We start from the raw sequence: 20,472 nt of genomic DNA, 5'->3' as shown, positions 1-20,472 counted from the left end.
TCCTCAATCTATATCAATCCAGTAACGCTCCGTTCCGTTTCGAACATCCTCCAACTCCCCTCCATTAGCTAAGATAACAGCTCGGCTTGCTGGATTTTCTGTGCTACAAGTCACTAAAGCTCGTTTAATATTCTTTCCCTTAGCAACTTGTAGACCTTGTCGGAGGGATTCTTTCGCATAACCCTTACCTCTTTCAGATGGACGAATGGAGTAGCCAATATGGCCCCCATTTTCTAGTAAGTAGTCATTTAATCGGAGACGAAGGTTGAGAAAGCCAAGAGCCTGGCCTGCTACGTCAAAACTAACCAGCTGGATAGCAGGAACCCAGTTTTCAGGAATATTGAGTCCCGCTTCCGCTTGAAGATTTTCTTCTAGCCACTCTTCATAAACAAAATTGTTGGCGTTCCAAAACCCACCATCGTGGGCTGATTGAGTCTGTTCAAACTCTGCCACCATCTCTAAAATCGCTTCTTTATCTGCCAATATCGGTCTGCGTAGTTCCATATTCCCCTCCCACCTAAGAGAAAAGCGAGAGCGGACTCTCACTTTTATTTTTTCTTGTTCTTGTTTAAAAACTGTTCTCTGAGGTTGAGCAAGCGTTCTTTTTTACCTGTTCCACCTTTCGAGTGTTTCTCGTGATAACGGGTCACTTGTGCGCGTCCCTTATCGTCTAATTGGTATTTCCCCATTCCACTTCCTTCTAATTTGTTACTTCATGTCCGGCTGTTTTAATGGTTGAACCGTTCATGTGTTTGACACGCGCAGCGATTTCCTTGTGGCGTCCGTTAACCATCGGACGCGCTTGAGGATTTCCCAGATAACCACACGTACGTTTGACCACATCTACTGTTTTAGGGTCGCTATTGCCACAGTTGGGACAAGCAAATCCTCGCTCAGTTGGTTCAAAATCCCCCTCAAAGTCACACTTGTAGCAACGATCAATCGGAGTATTGGTCCCTAGATAGCCGACACGGTCATAGGCATAGTCCCAAACAGCTTCCAAGGCTTTAGGATTTTGTTGAAGAACTGGATACTCACAATAATGAATGAAACCACCTGACGCACCTGCTTCTGGGTAAACTTTCTCAAAGTCTAATTTTTCAAACGGTGTTGGATTTTTACGAACATCGTAGTGGAAAGAGTTGGTGTAGTATTCCTTGTCCGTGATGTCCGGAATAGAGCCGAACTTCTCTGTATCCAAGCGACAGAAGCGGTCTGTCAGACTTTCAGACGGTGTAGAGTAGATAGAGAAATGGTAACCATATTGGTCAGACCACTCTTCCACACGACGTTTCATATCGCGAATGATATCCAATGTGAATTCCTTGGCTTCAGGATTGCTTTCCCAGCTGTTTCCAAAGAAGACTGTCGCTACCTCGTACAAACCGATGTAGCCCAGCGAAACTGTCGCACGGCGATTCTTAAAGAGTTGGTCAACACTTTCTTCTTTTCCGAGACGGCGACCGAAGGCTCCGTACTGATAGAGGATAGGGGCATTCGCTGGTGTTGCTTCCTTAGTTCTTTCCACACGGTAAACCAAGGCATCTTCCGCGATATTCATCCGCTCATTGAAGATTTCCCAAAACTTATTCAGATCTCCTTCAGACTCGAGGGCAATGCGAGGCAGATTGACCGTCACAACTCCTAGATTCATCCGACCTGAATTGACCTCGACACCATTCTCATCCTTCCATCCTTGGAGGAAAGAACGGCAGCCCATAGGAACCTTGAAGGAGCCTGTCAACTCAATAATCTTATCGTAGGACAAGACATCTGGGTACATCCGCTTGGTTGCACACTCGAGGGCCAACCGTTTGATGTCGTAGTTAGGTGAACCTTCCTCTAAGTTGAGTCCTCTTTTCAACGTAAAGATGAGTTTAGGGAAGATAGCTGTACGGTGTTCTGAACCAAGTCCCTTGATTCGGATGGTCAAGATAGCTTTTTGAATTTCCCGTTCAAAACGACTAGTTCCTAGACCAAAACCTAGTGAAGTAAAAGGTGTTTGTCCATTTGAAGTGAAGAGAGTGTTGATTTCATACTCAAGAGATTGCATGGCATCGTAGATGTCTTTTTGGGTTTTCTTCCAAGCATAATCTTCCCGTTTTTCAGGCAAGACCCACTCTTCCGCATCCTTGAGGTGTTTTTGGTAATTCTTCTCCGCATACGGAGCCAAGACTTCATCGATACGGTCAGCTGAGCAGCCCCCGTACTGGCTAGAAGCAACGTTAGCAATGATTTGTGAAATCTGAGCGGTCGCAGTCTGGATAGACTTGGGACTCTCTACCTCTGCATTTCCAATCTTAAAACCATTTTCCAGCATGCCTTTAAAATCAATCAAACAGCAGTTGGTCATCGGAGTGTAGGGGCTGTAGTCCAAGTCATGATAGTGGATATCCCCTTTTTGGTGAGCATTAGCTACGTGCTTAGGAAGCATTTGCAGCCCGATTGATTTCCCAACAATCCCTGCTGTCAAATCACGCTGGGTATTAAAGACATCACTGTCTTTATTGGCATTTTCATTGACAACTGCTTGATCTTTATTGAGAAGTTTATGGATACTAAAGTTTATATCTGTCGCTTTTGAGCGCTCAAAATCCCTTTGTGTCCGATAAGTGATATACTCCTCAGCCAGCGCATATTCTTTAGCTTCAAGGAGTTCATGTTCTACGACATTTTGAATTTCGTAAATCTTGACACCTTGAGGGAAGCGACTGTGAATTTCCGCAACAATACGCTCAAGCAGCCCATTTAGACGTTTTTCGACCAAGGGTGTCACATCCATGACTTTGTCAGCCGCCTTGTGGAGAGCTTTGTCAATCTTGTCTACATCAAACACTACACGTCTACCATCTCGTTTTTCAACGAACAAAGTGGGAACGGTTGCAAGGTTTTCTTCTAATACAATCATATCCAGGCTCTTTTCTATTTTTCTTCTTAAATGATATTATACCACTCTAAAAAGAAAAATCAATATCTTGTGTTAAAATTTCGAAAATTTTTAAAAATACACAAGATATTGATTTGTTATTTAGATTTATAAAGCTTGAATTCCTTACTATCCGTCTGAACAAGCTCGTATTTTTCACTAAGTAGGCTCTCTACATCCGACCACAAGGCAACCTTTTGATTGACCAAAATCATCTTCGGTTGATTTTCTTTCAAGTCATTGACTAGTTTCGTTTTATTCTCGTCGCTTGCAGTATAGAGTGTTGGTGTCACTAGAGAGCTTGGTGCCAAGCGTTCACTTGCGCGGTAGAAATCTGGCCGATTATCCCAAGCATAGACACGATCCTCGGAACTCGTTTGCTGTTTGACCAAGCTAGCAAGCTGCTCACGTTCCTGATAAGTACTTGGATGCGAAATATAGCGACTCAAAACAGGTAGGAAAAGTAAATAGACTATCGCAACTAATGGTAGATAGAAATTTCCCTTGAGGTAGCGACCAAAGAGTGATGAAGAGCGAACTCTTCGTCTACTACGACTGATACGATCAGAGCTTCCTTCTTTGATGTTGGTTAACAATAACAATGTCAGAAAGGGCAAAATCGCTGCCAAACGTGAGCCATGCAAAGGTTCCTTTGAAAGAATTAACAGAGCAAGAGTCACCAGTAAACCTAAACTAGCGCCTATTGAGATAGCAAATTGTTTGGCTGACTTGGTCTGAAACAATCCTGAAAAGATTACTGTCAGAATCCCAACACCGATGGATAGCAAGCCATAGAAAGCAGCATTCTCCATAAGATTGGCATTTGAAAATAGGCTAAGTGTATCTATTGGATACAAGGTATGGCTGATCGCATCACCAAATGTTCCTGTTAAGACTGTATAATAGCCAATTGGATAAAAAAGGAGAGAAAATCCTAGAGCTGATGCGAAAAATTGATACAATCCATGAGCAAATCGATGCTGGGCAATATTAAATCCAAACAAACTCAAGGCAAGTGTGGCTGCAAACAAAGCTGTGGGAATAGGTGATAGGAAGAAAGCTAATGCTAAACTCATCCCAACTCGCAAGAAACCTTTATCGTTACTTGGATCATCCAGATAGTCAGCCACTAGGCTAAAACTATAAAATAGAAAAGGCAAGGCCACAGCAACTGCATAGCTACCACCAAATCCCAGACTGCCCACAAGCAGATAGAAAACCAACAAAAGCTGTCTAGCCTGCTCTCCCTGACCTGTCAAGGTATCTGCGGATTTAAATAGAAAAACACCAGCTCCGAACAAGGCCAACCACTCCACCAAAGCAAAAAGAATACTCCCTTGAGAGAGATAGATTAGTACGTAATAAAGCAGTCCATTTGAACCATAATAATCCGTGTAAATCTGCCCACTCTGATGTAGCGCCCAACCAGTATAAAGATCTTGCATCTGTTGGGGGCTCACCAAACCAAAGATCAGAGGCAACATGACAGAAACAGCTGTAGCAGCCAGACTCCAAATTGCCACACTAAAAAACGGAAGTGGAGTTCGTTTCTTCTTACCTCGCTCCAGCCCAAATTCAGACTCTTGATCCAGCCGTTCCCGATACTGGTATCGAAATTCTTCTAGCTGTTCGTCTTTTTCCTCGTATACGTTCATTCAATTTCTCCTAGTAAGTTTATCTGTTTTAGTATATCAAAATCTTACAGGAATGTCAGCTAAGGATTGATATTTCCTTAACTTCTTATCTAGCTCAGCATAGCGTTCAATCTCTCGAAAACGGTGTAAACTGCTTGTTTGAAACTCTAGGATAAAATCATGTTCTTCTTGATTTAGCATTTTCATCCTCCTGCTTATCTATTCGCAAAAAGACAAAAATAAGATCCAGCCTTGGGCTAGATCTTGGTGGATAGTTAGAGCATGGGTGCAAACAACTGAACAATTTCCTTGATCAGGCTTTGATACCAGCTTGTTTTGATTGTGTGGGGATAGATTTCTTGAGAAACTTTAAAAATCTCTTTGAAGTCCCTCTCAATATCTATGATAGATTGCGTTCTATAAAGCAAAACGCCATTTTCATAGTGGTGAAGCAAGCTCCGATAGTCAAAATTGATGGTTCCCACAGTAGCTGCCTCTCCATCGACAAGCATTTGCTTACTATGAAGAAATCCGGGGCTGTACTCATAAATACGAACTCCAGCAGATAGCAAGTCTGGATAGGCTCCGCGAGTAACTAACTGAATAACCTTCTTATCTGGGATACATGGCGTCATAATTCGCACATCTACCCCTCTCAATGCTGCATTTTTGATACTCTCGGTTAGATCATAGTCAGCGATCAGATAAGGAGTCGTGATATAGACATAATCTGTAGCCTGATTGATAAGGTTTTGATAGACCGTTTTTCCAACCTGGGCTCGGTAGATAGGCTTTGGCCCACTACTGTAAGGAATGCAAAGCCCCATCCCATCTCTAGGTTGATTTTCGAGATGGTATTGGTCAAAGTCACTAATTTCCCCACGGTTGATATACCAAGTGGATAAGAAGAGTCTGGTAAAAGCCTTAACAGCCGGTCCATCTAGGCGAATACCGCTATCCTTCCAATAGCCAAAACGTTCGATATGGTTGATATACTCATCTGCCAGATTGACACCACCTGTATAGGCAATTTGACCATCGATAATCATGATTTTACGGTGATCACGGTTGTTATAAGCAACGGTCAAGCGTGGAATCACCTTGTTAAATTTGTGGGCTTCAATCCCTCGACCACGAAGCTCGATGGTGTAATCTCCAGGCAAGGTTGCCATACATCCAATATCGTCATAGAGAAGCTTCACCTCTACTCCTTGAGCTGCCTTTTCTTCCAAAATCTCCAAAATACTATTCCACATCAAACCTTCTTCGATGATATAGTATTCGAGAAAGATAAATTTCTCGGCTTTTTTGAGATCCTCTAGCATCTGGCGCCACATGCTTTCCCCTGAAGGGAAAAAATGGGTATCCGTTCGATTATAGACATCCGCATTCGTATCCATGCTAAGGAGAGATTTGATGACACCGTAAGCCGACTTATCCTCTTCCTTTAACTCCAAACGGAGAGCTCTGCTATTGTCCTCTCGGTCAACCATTGATTGGAGTTGCTTTAGCTGTTTCATTTCTTTTTTAGATAAACGGCGTTCTCCAAACATGATATAGAGCAATGGCCCAAACACTGGCACAAAGGCTACTAACAGCCATGTTACCTTACTCTCAGGATTCATGGACCGATTGACAATTGATACAATGGTCGCTAAGCTCACTAAAATGACTAGGATAATCCAGATAATTGGAGCCATTTGCCCTAGATAGAGAAATAAACCAAAGACGATAAACAACTCTGCCAACATGATGGTAATACTAAAACCATATTTGGACATGAGTAGCTGCATTTTTCTAGCTGTCATACATCCCCTTCCTTTTCTATCATTCTCCCTCACCGATTGATGAACTAATGTTTCTACTAGTATACCTCAGTTCAGGGGTAGATGGCAACCTTTTACCTTTGCTCAAGTTCCAGTCGTTCCGTGTTTAGATGATTATTACAATTTCAGAGCTAACATATTGACCGTCATACCAGCTGCAGTCCCCATAAGGTAGACGACATCTCCCTCCTTGATAAGCCCATGATCCAAAGAATAAGCCAAGCCAAACGGTACAGAGACTGACACCATATTTCCATAGTCAGTGACGAGATTGAGGTACTGACCCTCGGCCACACCTAGTTTTTCCATGATCAAAGGAAGAGCACGACTTGCTTGGTGAGGAATGATATAGTCCACGTCTGCCAAGACTAGCTGTGTTTTTTCTTGAAACTCTTCAAACATGACTGGGATTTTGCGAGCAGATAAGAGGAGGATTTTCTTCCCCTTCATGTCAAACATATAGTTGGTCTTAGTCGCTTCAGAGTACTCTTTTGGTTGAAAAGAAGTCAGACCTCCACGAATCTCCGTATCGTGAGCCCCTTCTGACCAAGTACGTTGGAGACTAGCAATGACCCCTTTTTCCTGATGACTTTTTTGGAAAATAAAGGCTGCCGCCCCATCACTAAAGAGTTCAAAACTTTCTTTTTGCTTGGGATTGAGCCCTAAACTACCAACCTCACTAGACACAATCAAGACACGATTGTATTCGCCCGCCTCAATCAAGTGGGACATGGTCGATAGAGCAGTAATAAAGCTGGTACAAGTTGTATTGATGTCCATTGCTGGAATTGAGAGTCCTTTTGCCACGCGCTCATGAATCAAAGCAGCCGTACAAGGAATGGGCTGAACACCCACCGCACTAGCTGATACAAGGCAATCGATATCTTTAATATCCAAATTTGCATGTTCAAGTGCACGCTGGATAGCTCCCTCTGCCAAGTCGAGTTGCGATTCTTCATTTTCAACTACACGATAACGTGTCTGGTCTTTAAATTGCACTGTATGCTTTGGAAGGCAAATGCCATAACCTGCGATTTCTACATGTCTTTTTACTTCTGTCATTGTCTTTTTTCCTTTCATAAACGTTGGATACGTTTGAGTTTACGGCTAGTATCCCAGTGATAATCTGAAAATTGTATTCGAGGAACTATGAACTCTTTTTGCTGGGCCAAGAGTTGGAACTGTGCTAAAATTGCTGTCTCTACGTCCTCATCTCGTTGGCTTAGACAAACTTCCACTAATTTCTCGGAATGTTGCTTAACTTGGTAATCTCCTACATTCTCCACAAAGAGGATGCAACGTCTGATAAAGTCTGGATAAATCGTTACCTGCCCCCCATTCTGCCCTTCAAAGTAGAAGATATCATCAGAACGTCCTTCGACCTTGTCAATCCGTGTATAGCAGGAGCCACAGGGACAAGGCTCCAGATTTTCAACCAAGATATCATTGAGCTGGTAGCGATAAACAGGCTGACTGCTTCGTTTAAAGTCCGTAATCACTGGATAAAAACGGCGGTCGTCTAGATACTGCTTTTCCACAAAGATAATGTCTTCGTTGAGATGCAGATTGCCAGCTGAGCAAGTGCAGGCTAGGAAGCCTTCAGTTGCCTGATAAACTTGGTCAATGATGGATAGTGAAAAGGTTTCAGCAATCCGTTCCCTATCACTATCTTCCAAGATTTCCGCCACCGAAACGATTTTTTGTGGGTGAATAGCTAACTCTCCATCCTTGAGACGCTTGCTCAATTCAATCAACATCGAGGCTGGCGCCACAATAATCGTTGGTTGATAGTTGTTGAGTCGCTCGATATGCTCATCTGTATGTTTGAAAATATCAAAATACTCTAGACGAATGAGCGCTGTATTGATGGTCTGATAGAGTTCATTATCAGCTCTCAGGAAAAAGGCGATGCGGTGTCCAAAAAGCTGCCCCTTGGGCAACATCTTTGCCAAGATAGCCGCAGCCCACATACTTCGCTCTTTCTCTGTTGTGATAAAGAGCCCCCGATGTCCAGACGTCCCCGAAGACAGACCGACGGCCACTTCCCCTTTAAGTTCAGTGAAGTCACGGGTCTTCTCACTTTCAATAGCCAAGCTCAAGGCTTCATCACGATCCACTCCTTGGGTGTTGAGCTCATTGAAATGTTCCATCATAAAAGCCTTGTCCATATGGTCAAAGTCGCTAGGAACCCCATTTTTAAAGTAAGGAGACTCTCGCTTTAAAAAGTCCATATAGTTGGTTAATTGCTTTTTCTGATAGTTTTCTAAAGCTTCTCGAGATTTGAAATGATGAAGCCATCGAGTTTGGATAAAGGTTTTAAGAAAGGTTATTTTTTTCATGTAAGATTGACTCTATCCTTTCTACAGGATCATGGCTAACAACTACCTCAATACCGTCCTTTAAGACATCCTCCAGAAACTCTGTCCCCCTGATATAGTCGGCCTTATTATCTTGAACCAAGGAAGGAATCAGGTGCATCTGCTTGGTATAAGGTAAGAGGTCAATTCCCCAACAAAGATCTGCTGCAATGAGGAGATTAAGGTCTGGAAAATATAGACAGGCTTGCCCCCTAGCATGCCCGTCAACAGAAGCAACTAGGATACTACCATCTCCGAAAAGATCACAAATCGGACGATAGGGAAATGCCGGGTGTTGCTGGTTAGCTCTGATAATGGTTAGATTTTTCTCAAAAGAAGCTAATAAAAACTCCTTGAAAATCAAGTCTTTCAACTTGGGTTTTTGGTATACCTCATATACTTCTTTTGTCAAGATAAAGGTTGCATGAGGAAAGAAACTAGCTCCTCCCAGATGATCTGGATGTAAATGAGATAGGATGACATAGTTAATTTCTTCTGGCTTGATTCCCTTCGCTTTCAGTAAATGTGAAATCTGGTCCTTCTCCGTCATTTGAACTGGCGTTCCCAAACGATAGAAACCATAGCGAAACCGGGTTTTAATATCATAGTGATAGCCAGTATCATATAGCAAATAGCCCTTGTCTCTGTGTTTAATCAGAAAGACACCTGCTGGGAAGGTCATCTTTTGATTCTTGACTCCCTTAAATAGCAAACCTGTGTAGCAGGTACAGTAGCCTGCTGGGAAATAATCAATGCTTTCGATAATCTTGGACATATTGTTCAATCCCTTCCGAAATACTGATTTGAGGGCGATACCCCAAGTCTCGCTCCGCCTTGCTGATGTCCAGCGTCTGACTATAACGGAGCAGATAATAGGTATAGCGTGTTAGAGCCGGTTCCCCTTTGAGTTTCAAGACCTTATACAGAAACTCTAAACTACTGGCAATAACTGAAAGAAGAGGAGCTGACACTTTTCTGTATGTTATTGGATAGCCCAACCCTCTCAAGGTTTCTTCTATCAAATCCTTAAAGGCTCTTGGTTCCCCATTAGTAATATTATAAACTTCGCCACTAGCTTGAGGGGCCTCTAATGCCAAGCGAATTGCCAGAGCGACATTTTCCACACAGGTCATATCCATGAGCTGACGACCGTCCCCTATCAAGGGAATGCCAACCTTCTGACTGAGTTTGAGAACACGGGGTAAAATACTTGTATCTCCAATCCCAAAAAGCCCACGAGGTCGTAAGATAATACTCGGAACATCGGGATAATCCTTAAACAGCTTCTCTGAAGCCAGCTTACTGCGAATGTAGTTGTTCAGATTATTTTCCTGAGGCGCATCGCTTTCTTTGATAGCTAGCTGGTCTCGAGGCGCAGCATAGATGCTAGGCGAGGACACATAAACCAAACGCTGAATACCAGCCTCTCGGCAAGCATCCAGAACATACTTGGTTCCCAAGACATTTGTCTGGTAGAAATCCTCCCAAGGCCCCCAAACGGTAGAAAGAGCACCCGCATGCACAACCATGTCCATCTCTTGACAAGCCTGAGCTAAGTCCTCTTGTTTGGTCAAATCTCCCTGAAAAAATGCCACAGTAGAAGTTTCTAAAGACTGACCCACCTTGCGATTCCGTCCAAAAGCGCGTACCTGATAACCCGACTGACTGAGCTCTTCAACAACATACTTGCCTAGAAAGCCCGTAGCACCTGTTACCAATACTTTCTTCATTTTTTACTTCTCCTTGTCCCCTAAGAGCCGATGTATTTCGCTCTTCAGAATCTCTGTTGGCTGATAGATTTGAGCTGCACGACTAAGTTTGTTCAAGTATGCCCAGTCATCTCTAGCCAACAACTCATCAAAGGCACGTCCAATCGCTTCCGTATCCTCTCGTTTAGCAGTCAAGGCAATCCCTGCCTCTAATCCACGAACTGCATAGTCATACTGATCATAGTCATGGGGGAGAATCAAGGCAGGCTTACCATAGATGATACACTGGTAAAAAATACCTGCACCACCATGATGAATCACATAATCCATCTGAGGAATGTACTCCTTATAGGGAAGATAGGATACCACAGAAACATTGTCCATGAGCTCTTCACATTGGAAGTCTTGTTCGCCAAATCCCAGAGTCACAAAGAAGTGACAGTCCGGATGTGCTTCTGCCAATTGTTGTGTCTGATAGAGGAGATTGTCTTTGGCCCATGCTAGCTGAGTGCCACAGGAGACAAGGACCTTCTTATAACCTGCATAAGGAGACAAATCGAGGGGATAATTTTCTGCCCTCTCAATCGAAGAGCCAAAAGGTCCCACCCAAAGATAGTGCTCTGGAAAACCACTTTTCAGCTCCAACTCTTTCATCCCAATTCCCAAGATGGAATAGGGTGAATAGATGGTTTCCTGACCTTTCTGATTATAAGGCTTAAAATCGTAACGTTTCAATCGTTCTCTCAATAAAAAGCTTACGATTCGTTTCCCTAAACGAGTCCCTTTTCTTCCTGTCCATTGCAGACCAGATTGGAAAGATGTTTTTGGACTGCCCATTCCTCCAAAGAAACAAGGCGGTCCATCTGTCGTTTCAATGGCAAACTGTGTCGCCATAGTGGTAATCCAAGGGATTCCCAACTGTTCCGCAACTAGTCCTCCAGAGAGGGTTATAAAATCCGCAATCACAATATCAGGTCTATTCTGCTGCCACTCTTGGACTAGTTGGTCAGACACCACATTGATCAAATCAAGACTAGCTGATAACTGTCGATAAGCAGAAATAAGGTTTAATTGTCCTTCATTGTTGGCTACACGCTCAAACTCATCTACACAATTTTCTAAAATAGGGATCACCTGGAATCCCATCTCCTCTGCAACAACTTTTCGTTGTGGTCCTGTAAATAATCGAATCTCATACAAGGGATCCTTCAACAAGGGTGCGAGCAGATTCAGGGTCGGGAAGAGATGCCCACTTAAGGGCACTACAACCACATCAATTTTGATTTTTCTCATATGTCTAGAATAGCAAATTTTTAAAAAAAGAACTACCAAAATGATAGTTCTTTCCAGCATTATTTAGCTTCTTTTTCACTTTATGAATCAGAAGAGTTCTTTGTAGAGAGCTATAGTTTCTTCCAAAGTCGGCATAAATGGATTTCCTGGTGCACAAGCATCAATCAAGGCATTCTTAGAAAGGTAGTCAAAGTCAAATTCCTTTTCTTCTATACCGAGTTCAGTGAGTTTCTTCGGAATGCCTACTGTTTCAGACAGTTTTTCAATCTCAGCGATGGCGTAGGCTGCACATTCTTGGTCTGTTTTCCCTTCAACATGAAGTCCCAAAGCCTTGGCTACATTGCGGAAAGCTTCTGGTACACGTTTGGCATTTTCACGTTCAACAACTGGGAGCAGCATGGCACAGCAAACGCCATGTGGCAAATTATATACTGCACCGAGTTGGTGAGCCATAGAGTGAACGTAGCCCAAACCAGCATTGTTAAAGCTCATACCACCGAGGAAGATGGCATTGACCATAGCCTCACGCGCTTCGATATCTTGTCCATTAGCTACAGCACGAGGAAGATACTCCTTGATGAGTTCAATGGCCCCGATAGAGAGTTTCTTGGTCACATCATAAGCACCCAGTGTTACCAAGGCCTCGACAGCGTGGGTCAGAGCATCCATACCTGTCGCTGCTGTCAAGCCTTTCGGTTTTGAAAGCATGAGTTCCGGATCATTGACAGAGATGAGGGCGAGGCTGTTTTTATCAACCATTACCATCTTGACCTTGCGTTCTTCGTCAGTAATGACATAGTTAATCGTGATTTCTGCTGAAGTTCCAGCTGTTGTATTGATCGCAACCACTGGCAACCCTTTTTTAGCAGACTTGTGAAGACCCTCGTAGTCTTGAGGTTTTCCACCATTTGTCGCAATGATAGAGATACAACTAGCCGCATCCTGTGGAGACCCTCCCCCAAGACTGATGATGAAATCACATCCATGCTCTTTCAGGGCAGCCACTCCATCTGTAACGTTCTTGCAAGTCGGATTTGGCTCCACATCGCTAAAGATCACATATTCAATCCCTTCAGCATCTAATGGTTTTAGGATCTTAGGTAAAATATCACTTTCCTCGATGAACTTGTCTGTCACCAAAAGGGCTTTCTTATACCCCAGTTCCTTGATATACGGACCTACTTCATTTACAACACCTTTACCAATAAGGTTAACTGATGGAACATAAAATGTAGCCATATGCTTTTCCTCCTGCGCCTTTGCGCTATTTGATTATTTACCATAAGTATACGACCTTATCCTTCATTTTATAAATGTTTGTAAGCGCTTTAAGTAAAAAAATAGTAAAGAACCACTGGTAACGTTTTTAAACAAAAAAGCTCCAAAAAGATAGCTTTCATCTCATTGGAACTTTTACTTAATCATTATTGTTTCGTTAATACTACTCGGTCAGATGCCTCTCGATCCATATCGTCAATAGTCATTTGATTACCATTAACTGCGTAAATCTTGACATCATCACCGATGATGACACGTTGATTTTCTGGCTCAAAGGTGACTTGCTTGATTTCCTTATCTCCATCTGGCTCGACCTCAGTCCATGTACCAGTTTTACCTGTTACAACAAGAGTGATCTGGTCATTCTCATCTTTTCCAGTATAGGTACCATCGATGTTCGTAGGTTGAGCTACAGTAGTGTCCTGACTTGAGGAGGCTTGTGGTTGACTAGTACTTGTTGCGGAACTAGAAGATGATTCTTGTTGAGTGGATGGTTGCTGAGCAGGGGCTTGTGCCTTAGGTTCACAAGCTGCTAAAAGACTAAGAATTGCTAGGGAAGCAATAGAAAGTGTGAATGTTTTCGTTTTCATAGCGACTTCCTTTCTTTTGTGCCAATATTTTGCTGGAAGAGTTTCCAGATGTACCTCCTACCTCCAGTATAGCAACTTAAACCTAGACGGTCAACTAATCCCATCGCTTCCTACTAAACTCGCTCGTACTTCCGAGATAAAGTAGAGGGATCCCGTCACGAAAAGCAGATCCTGGTCATTGGCTCTTTCTTCAAATTCTCTGATAAAATCGCCATAGGAAGGAATCAAATCGTAACCCGCCACATCCTTTTCATCCAGAGAGCCTTGGTAGTCAAAGCCTGTTACCTTAAGTTCCACCTGAGGCAACTGCTCAGATAGATAGCCTAACATTCCTTGATAATCCTTGCGTTTAAGGGCACCAAAAAGAATGCGAACTTGATAGCCTTGCTGGATTTTCCCTTGAATAAACTCGACCAGACGAATTAAGGCTGGAAGATTGTGAGCCCCGTCTAGGTAGATATGCGGACGAATCCGTTCCAATCGACCTGCCCAGCGAGTTTCTTTGAAGGCCTGTCTGACAAGTTCTTCTTCGACCCTTTCACCTCCTGACGCCATAAACAGAAGAAAAGTTTCTAAAGCCAAGGCGGCATTTTCTTGCTGATAAGCACCTTCCAAACCAATTTCAAGCTGTGAAAAACTTGCTAGGCTACTTGAAAAATCTCCTGCATTCAAGGTGAAGTCTTGCCCAGCTTGATAAAGGTCTACATCTAACTCTCTTGCTCTTTTGTGACAGACAAGCTCCGCTTCTGGAGCAAGCTTGGCAATGACCGCCTTCTTTCCAGCCTTGAAAATACCAGCTTTCTGCTCGGCTATTTCCTCTAGACTATCGCCCAAGGTCTCCTGATGATCTAGGCCAATGGAAGTAATAACTGCAATCTCTCCTATTACGACATTCGTTGTGTCAAGCAAACCACCAATCCCCACTTCTAGCAGGACTAGATCCACTCCCTGCTCTTTAAAGTAAAGCAAGGCAATCAAGGTCAACAACTCAAAGAAAGACAATTGATCATGTGTTTCCAAAAGAGTTTTCTCCATCTCCTTAACTTGTTCTGCCAAACGGATAAAATCTGCATCAGCTATTGCTTGCCCATTGATACAGATTCGATCATGGATACTGATGATATGAGGAGAGGTAAAAGTACCAACTTTTTTACCATGAGCAACAAACAACTCCCTCATAAAGGCAATAGTTGACCCTTTACCGTTAGTCCCTGTTACGTGGATAATAGGATAAGTCTTCTCAGGATTCCCCAGCAAATCCACCGCTTGCTGCATTCGTCCAAGACCAGATCTAAAGTTTAAACCAATCCGACTATGCAGCCATTCTTCTACTTCAAACATACATGTCTCCTTAACAAAAGTCCAATCAACTACTGCATCAAAGTATGATTACAAATAAAAAGCGAGGTCGAGACAAAAATCCCAACCTCTTACCTGGTTAGCTAATCACTAGCTACTATGAATTTCAACGTGGGCTAAAAACATCCACTGGACGTTCCAACTCTTCCAATTTCTAGGAGTTGGGCTGATACAGTCTCCCAGACTGTATCACTCCTCCATAAAGTTGTTGAAGACTTCTTCAATCATGTTCCATTCGTCTTCTGATTCTTCTGGGATTGGTTGCAATTCGCCTTCTGTTCCGTCTTCATTTTCGATGAATGAGTAAGCTTGGATTTCAACTTCACCGTTTTCATCTTCTTCTGCGTTAACTGGCACTAGAAGAACATAGTTCTTACCAAATTCTTCTTTCCCGTCGATGGTCAAAAGAATTTCAAACAAAGTTTCATTTCCTTGCTCATCTACTAGTGTAATCAATTCACGTTCTTCGTGATCGTGGTTGTGATCGTGTGACATAGTTTCTCCTCTGTCTTAAAATTTTCTATCTAAATAATTTTGCAAAATCAGCTGAGCAGCCAACTTATCAATAACTTTCTTGCGTTTGTTACGGCTGATATCTGCTTGTTCAATCAACATACGTTCCGCAGCAACGGTCGTCAAGCGCTCATCCTGATAGTCTACTGGCAAACCAAAGAGTTCTTCTAGCTTGGCACCATAGGCTTGACTGGCTTCTACTCGCGGACCGCTGGTATTGTTCATGTTTTTTGGCAAACCTACTACAAAGCGTTCTACCTTGTAGCTGTCAACCAATTCCTTGATACGGTCAAAACCAAACTGGCCCTGATCCTCATTAATCTGGATGATTTCAAGTCCCTGAGCAGTGAAGCCTAGTGGATCGCTAATAGCCACCCCTACTGTTTTTGAACCAACGTCCAATCCCATAATTCTCATAGATTATAGATCGACTCCTTGTCCCTTAAGGTAGTAGCGTACCAGTTCTTCAACAATTTCATCACGCTCATACTTACGGATTTGATTTCGTGCATTGTTGTAACGAGGAACGTAGGCAGGGTCTCCACTCAATACATAACCGACGATTTGATTTATCGGATTATAACCCTTTTCATTCAGAGAAGCATAGACATCTGTCAACGTTTCACTGATTTCCTTCTTGTTGGAATCATCCAATTTAAAACGTACAGTTTCTTCAGTAAATCCCATTCTAACACCCTCTTTCCTTAGAATAGTACTATTATAGCATATTTCCTTACGTTCTACAATTAAGTCAATCCATTTATTTGGATTTTCTTACTGTTCTGTCGCACCATTTGCCACTCTGTCTGCGATATATTGGCTTGGTTCATTTTTCAAAAGAGTCTCTAAGCCAAGATTTTTCAAATAATCTGTCTGTGACGCCTTTTTGACATCCAAGACTTGTAAATCATAGGTCGTTGTGGTCTGGATTTCAGTCTCACTGAGCAGTTTGGTTTCAAGTGTAAAACCTGCCAATTTGCGCGCTTCCTGAAGCATTTCATCCTTTTCTTCTGCTTCTAAAAGAGCTTTTTGAGTTTCTTCAAGACCGTGGTCAGCGATAAAGGATTTCAATTCCTCACTTAAGGGCCGTATCTGCCGAATAACCAATTTTAGAAATTGTTTCCCTTTATAGGTGATGGTTTGCGTTTGCTTGACGCCATCTCCTGACTCAGGGAAAATCAAAGTCTTGGTCACAACCGTATTCTTTTCCGCATTTTCCAAAACGGGCAGAGTAGACTGGAGCGTTTCGGATTCATGTTTTGAACTGGATGTCGTTTCCTTCTTTTGGCCACATCCTGCAAGTAGCAGGAGGAGAGTAGCTGCGCCAATTACTATCTTTTTCATAATTCCTCACATAATTTTTTGATAAAAAATGAACAAGGCTAGGAGATACCCCAGCCTCGATGTTTATAGAGCTGCACGCAAACGTGCTTCTGCATTTTCTACATTACGGACAGAGCGTGGTAAAAAGGCACGGATATCATCTTCTTTGTAACCGACCTGCAAACGCTTCTCGTCAACTAGAATAGGACTTTTTAAGATCCGTGGTGTTTCCATGATTAAGTTGAGTACTTCATTGACACTCAAATCTTCGATGTCAACTCCTAAAGCTTTCGCATAGCGGTTTTTTGATGATACAATGCTGGCAATTCCATTATCTGTCTTTGTCAGAATATCAAGTAGTTCTTCTCTCGTAATCCCTTCTTTACCAAGGTTTTGTTCTTTATAACTTAACTGGTGTGCGTTGAGCCAAGTCTTCGCTTTCTTACAGCTTGTGCAACTGGAGACGGTATAAATCTTAATCATGTGCCTACCCCTTTCGCTACATGTTACTATCAGTTTAATCTATTATACCATAAAAAACATCCGACTTGCGACCTATTTTTAAAAAAATTTAACTTTTTTAGCGATTTCCGTACTTTTTTCTTGACAAAATCAATTTATAGCCAACTTTTAAATTTTTTGATATAGATTCGTTTCACTACTGTAACACTGATCATATAGAAAACGATGATCAAAAGCAAAAAGAGGAAATAAATTGGTTCTAAAGGGGTTAAATGAAGCAGGCTAGCAATTGAAGAGTAGGGAAGGAAGGTCACAAAGCTAGCTGCTAGCAAGGTTGTTCCAAGAACAAACCATGATGGACGACTTTGTAAGAAAGGAAGCTTTGCTGAACGAAGCATATGGATAACCATGGTTTGGGACCACATGGATTCAATGAACCAACCAGTCTGGAACAAGATGATAAAGCCCCTTGCAGAATCTGCTCCATGAACATAAGCATGACCTGTCGCCATTGGGACAATGACAAAATAGAGCAAGATAAAGGTCAAAATATCAAAGGCAGAAGAAATCGGACCCATCCAAATCATAAAGCGAGTAATAGACTTGGCCTCCCACTTATGAGGCTTCTTCAAGAAGTCTTCATCCACATTATCAAATGGCAAGGCAATGCAAGAAAGATCATAGACTAGATTTAACACAATCAAGTGAATCGGAGCCATAGGAAGGAAAGGTAAAAAGATACCAGACACTAACAGAGAGAAAATGTTCCCGAAATTAGAGCTGACCGTCATCTTGATATATTTGGTCATATTAGCATAGACTTTCCGTCCTTCAACCAGCCCTTTTTCAAGCACCATCAAATCCTTATCTAGCAAAATGACATCAGCCGTTTCTTTGGCAATATCTACTGCTGTATCAACAGAAATCCCCACATCTGCCACTTTCATAGAAGGGGCATCATTGATTCCATCTCCCATATAGCCGACACAATGTCCATTCGATTTGATTTGTAAAATGATTCGTGCTTTTTGATCAGGAGAGAGTTTGGCAAAGACAGTCACCTTCTCAACTGCTTGGGCCAATTCCTCATCTGTCATGGCATCAATATCAGAACCCAACAAGATTTGATCAACGTCTAAACCAACTTTTTCGCATACTGCTTGGGTTACCTTCTCATTGTCCCCCGTCAAGATCTTTGTTTGAACACCGTGTTCTAACAAAGCTTGGATAGCAGGTGCTGCTGATGGTTTTGGTGGATCTAGAAAGGCAAGATATCCTGTTAGAATCATCTCTTTTTCATCTTCAACGGAGTAAGCAAAACCTTCTTTTAGACCTGTTTTATAAGCGACTCCCAAGACTCGCAATCCCTGTTGATTAAGTTGATCTACTTCTTTTAAGATTTCCACTCGGATATCATCCGTCAGAGGGCTAATCTGACCTTGATATTCCACATGGGTTGAAATCGCAAGCATTTCCTCTAGGGCACCCTTGGTTACCAAACTAACAACTTCGTTCTCATCCTTGACGATGACACTCATGCGTCTGCGTTCAAAATCAAATGGCAATTCATCTATTTTTTGGAAGCTAGTATCCAAATTTTGTAGAATAGCGTGTTCTTTAGCTTCTTTTTCAGTTCTACTGATAATGGCACGGTCCATCAAGTTTTTTAAACCGGTTTGAAAATAGGAATTGAGATAGGCACGTCTCAACACAGACAAATCCAAATCTCCATGTATATCCAAAGGATATTCAAGGACAATTTCGTCTTGGGTAAGGGTTCCCGTTTTATCCGTGCATAGGATATCAATAGCACCTAGATCTTGTATGGCATTGAGTTTTTTGATGACGACTTTTTCCTTGGCCATGATAATGGAGCCTTTTGCTAGACTGGCCGTGATGATCATGGGAAGCATCTCAGGTGTAAGCCCGACACCCACACTCAAGGCAAATACGCCTGCTTCTAACCAATCTCCATCTGTCAAGCCATTGGAGAGAAACACGATGGGAACCATGACTAACATCAAACGGATTAAGAGCCAAGAGATGCTGTTCATCTCCCGCTCAAAAGAGGTCGGTTCGTCATAGGTATTGAGGGTCTGCTCGATTTCTCCCATCATGGTGTCATCACCGACCGCTAGAATCAAAGCCTTAGCACTTCCTGATATCACGTTGGTTCCCATAAAGGCGAGCGCTTCTGCTTCTAGCAGACTATCAAAATTTGACTGACTCATTTTGGATAAGGCCAGTTTTTCAACCGAATCACTTTCACCTGTCAAACCAGACTGTTGGACAAAGAAATCTCGTGATTCAATTAAAATAAGGTCTGCTGGAATCATATCCCCAGCACTTAATTTGACTATATCTCCAACGACCAAATCTTCAATTGCGACCTCTAAACTCTGGCCTTCGCGAATAACTGTGGCTGTGTTCACAATCATTTTTGATAGATTGGTCGCGGCCTTGTCGCTTCGCAGTTCTTGGACAAATCGAATGCCACCAGAGATTAGAACGAGAACGACGATGATGATAGAGGTCGTCGGATCTTCTTGTCCAGGCTTCGCCAACCAGACATTGGTCACCATGGAGATCATAGCGATGACCAGCAGGATGATTGTAAATGGATTGATAATAGATTCGTAAATCTTTTTAAGGATACTGTCTTCTTGACCCTTGGTGATGGTGTTTTCACCATATAGGTCACGATTTTTCTCCACCTGCTCCTCAGTCAAGCCTGTTAGACTTGTCTTATAAAAAGATAGAGTTTCGTTTAAAGGTGTGTGAATAGCTACTGCTAATCTTTCTTTTGTAGTTTTCATTGGTTTCTCCTATCTGTATGAATGATGTGTTTCATACACAGAGACCAATCACTTTATAAGGGCAGAATGACACAAATCAGCGATTGGCTGTGTATGTGCGGTTCTGGATGATCGTCAATTTGCATCGTTTGTCTCCTTTCCTTGTTCTAAAACAGTAGAAAATCCCACCATAAAATGGCAGGATTAAAAAACTAATTATCTGTTTTTTCGTTCAAGCTTTAACTCCATAGGGCGATGAAATGAGCTTAGTCTTGGCCTTCGCGACCAGGACTGTTGACCAACGAGTAGTGTCTCCACTGCTTTGCGGTAGTCATCCGTATCCCTATGGTAGCCTCACCTACCGTTTTCGTTTATCAGTATAAACCTTTAAAATATAAAAGTCAATG

General features: G+C 42.4%; 20 protein-coding genes and 1 riboswitch. All 20 genes read right to left on the bottom strand.

Translation table 11 applies throughout. The features are described from left to right. Positions 1-3: 3 nt before the first annotated feature. The 20 genes from HMPREF0850_RS05150 to mgtA all read right to left on the bottom strand — a co-directional run bounded on the left by HMPREF0850_RS05150 (position 4) and on the right by mgtA (position 20,086). Complete coding sequence (locus tag HMPREF0850_RS05150) at positions 4-504, bottom strand: GNAT family N-acetyltransferase (protein ID WP_000423389.1); 501 nt, start codon at positions 502-504, stop codon at positions 4-6. A 44-nt stretch (positions 505-548) separates the two neighbouring features. Continuing rightward, a complete protein-coding gene (locus tag HMPREF0850_RS05145; protein ID WP_000521625.1) occupies positions 549-689 on the bottom strand; it encodes a hypothetical protein in 141 nt (46 codons plus the stop codon). An 11-nt stretch (positions 690-700) separates the two neighbouring features. Continuing rightward, positions 701-2,908 carry an anaerobic ribonucleoside-triphosphate reductase gene (gene nrdD, locus HMPREF0850_RS05140; RefSeq protein WP_000636185.1) on the bottom strand — a complete coding sequence of 736 codons (2,208 nt, stop codon included), beginning with the start codon at positions 2,906-2,908 and terminating at the stop codon, positions 701-703. 116 nt (positions 2,909-3,024) lie between these two features. Then, entirely contained in the window at positions 3,025-4,581 is a 1,557-nt protein-coding gene (locus HMPREF0850_RS05135) for a hypothetical protein (protein WP_001103705.1), read from the bottom strand. A 36-nt stretch (positions 4,582-4,617) separates the two neighbouring features. Next, a complete protein-coding gene (locus HMPREF0850_RS13015; RefSeq protein ID WP_000934021.1) occupies positions 4,618-4,761 on the bottom strand; it encodes a hypothetical protein in 144 nt (47 codons plus the stop codon). Positions 4,762-4,835: 74 nt separating this feature from the next. Further along, complete coding sequence (cls, locus tag HMPREF0850_RS05130) at positions 4,836-6,368, bottom strand: cardiolipin synthase (RefSeq protein ID WP_000126971.1); 1,533 nt, start codon at positions 6,366-6,368, stop codon at positions 4,836-4,838. Between the two features lie 135 nt (positions 6,369-6,503). Then, positions 6,504-7,448, bottom strand: a complete 945-nt coding sequence (locus HMPREF0850_RS05125) for a 3-oxoacyl-[acyl-carrier-protein] synthase III C-terminal domain-containing protein (RefSeq protein ID WP_000141189.1) — start codon at positions 7,446-7,448, stop codon at positions 6,504-6,506. A gap of 14 nt (positions 7,449-7,462) precedes the next feature. Next, positions 7,463-8,725 (bottom strand): F390 synthetase-related protein, encoded by a 1,263-nt coding sequence (locus tag HMPREF0850_RS05120; RefSeq protein ID WP_000724364.1) that lies wholly within the window; start codon positions 8,723-8,725, stop codon positions 7,463-7,465. Next, positions 8,703-9,518: an MBL fold metallo-hydrolase gene (locus tag HMPREF0850_RS05115; protein ID WP_000034624.1), complete on the bottom strand. Its 816-nt coding sequence runs from the start codon at positions 9,516-9,518 to the stop codon at positions 8,703-8,705. The genes HMPREF0850_RS05120 and HMPREF0850_RS05115 overlap by 23 nt, the downstream gene beginning before the upstream one ends. Next, entirely contained in the window at positions 9,493-10,473 is a 981-nt protein-coding gene (locus HMPREF0850_RS05110; protein ID WP_000757310.1) for an NAD-dependent epimerase/dehydratase family protein, read from the bottom strand. Before HMPREF0850_RS05110 ends, HMPREF0850_RS05115 begins: the two co-directional genes overlap by 26 nt. Positions 10,474-10,476: 3 nt before the next feature. After that, complete coding sequence (locus tag HMPREF0850_RS05105) at positions 10,477-11,745, bottom strand: glycosyltransferase (protein WP_009013846.1); 1,269 nt, start codon at positions 11,743-11,745, stop codon at positions 10,477-10,479. Between the two features lie 87 nt (positions 11,746-11,832). After that, positions 11,833-12,984, bottom strand: coding sequence for an iron-containing alcohol dehydrogenase (locus HMPREF0850_RS05100; RefSeq protein WP_000190427.1), 1,152 nt, complete (start codon positions 12,982-12,984; stop codon positions 11,833-11,835). A 185-nt stretch (positions 12,985-13,169) separates the two neighbouring features. Next, entirely contained in the window at positions 13,170-13,613 is a 444-nt protein-coding gene (locus HMPREF0850_RS05095; protein ID WP_000853127.1) for an SP_0198 family lipoprotein, read from the bottom strand. Between the two features lie 90 nt (positions 13,614-13,703). Continuing rightward, complete coding sequence (locus HMPREF0850_RS05090) at positions 13,704-14,954, bottom strand: bifunctional folylpolyglutamate synthase/dihydrofolate synthase (protein WP_000464320.1); 1,251 nt, start codon at positions 14,952-14,954, stop codon at positions 13,704-13,706. Between the two features lie 207 nt (positions 14,955-15,161). Further along, positions 15,162-15,467, bottom strand: coding sequence for a DUF1292 domain-containing protein (locus HMPREF0850_RS05085; protein ID WP_000017625.1), 306 nt, complete (start codon positions 15,465-15,467; stop codon positions 15,162-15,164). 15 nt (positions 15,468-15,482) lie between these two features. Continuing rightward, positions 15,483-15,902, bottom strand: coding sequence for a Holliday junction resolvase RuvX (ruvX, locus tag HMPREF0850_RS05080; protein WP_002876031.1), 420 nt, complete (start codon positions 15,900-15,902; stop codon positions 15,483-15,485). Between the two features lie 3 nt (positions 15,903-15,905). Next, on the bottom strand, positions 15,906-16,172 hold the full coding sequence (locus HMPREF0850_RS05075) for an IreB family regulatory phosphoprotein (RefSeq protein ID WP_000507060.1): 267 nt from the start codon (positions 16,170-16,172) through the stop codon (positions 15,906-15,908). An 87-nt stretch (positions 16,173-16,259) separates the two neighbouring features. Next, a complete protein-coding gene (locus HMPREF0850_RS05070; RefSeq protein WP_000724879.1) occupies positions 16,260-16,829 on the bottom strand; it encodes an SP0191 family lipoprotein in 570 nt (189 codons plus the stop codon). 63 nt (positions 16,830-16,892) lie between these two features. Continuing rightward, complete coding sequence (spx, locus tag HMPREF0850_RS05065) at positions 16,893-17,291, bottom strand: transcriptional regulator Spx (RefSeq protein ID WP_000591165.1); 399 nt, start codon at positions 17,289-17,291, stop codon at positions 16,893-16,895. 134 nt (positions 17,292-17,425) lie between these two features. Further along, positions 17,426-20,086 (bottom strand): magnesium-translocating P-type ATPase, encoded by a 2,661-nt coding sequence (gene mgtA / locus HMPREF0850_RS05060; protein WP_000858868.1) that lies wholly within the window; start codon positions 20,084-20,086, stop codon positions 17,426-17,428. Positions 20,087-20,281: 195 nt separating this feature from the next. Further along, positions 20,282-20,433, bottom strand: a riboswitch (M-box (ykoK) riboswitch). Between the last annotated feature and the right edge of the window lie 39 nt (positions 20,434-20,472).

The organism is Streptococcus sp. M143, assembly GCF_000162495.1.
In the GTDB taxonomy this organism is placed as follows: domain Bacteria; phylum Bacillota; class Bacilli; order Lactobacillales; family Streptococcaceae; genus Streptococcus; species Streptococcus dentisani.
The sequence above is the reverse complement of the archived record's forward strand: the minus strand, read 5'-3'. Positions and strand labels throughout refer to the sequence as shown.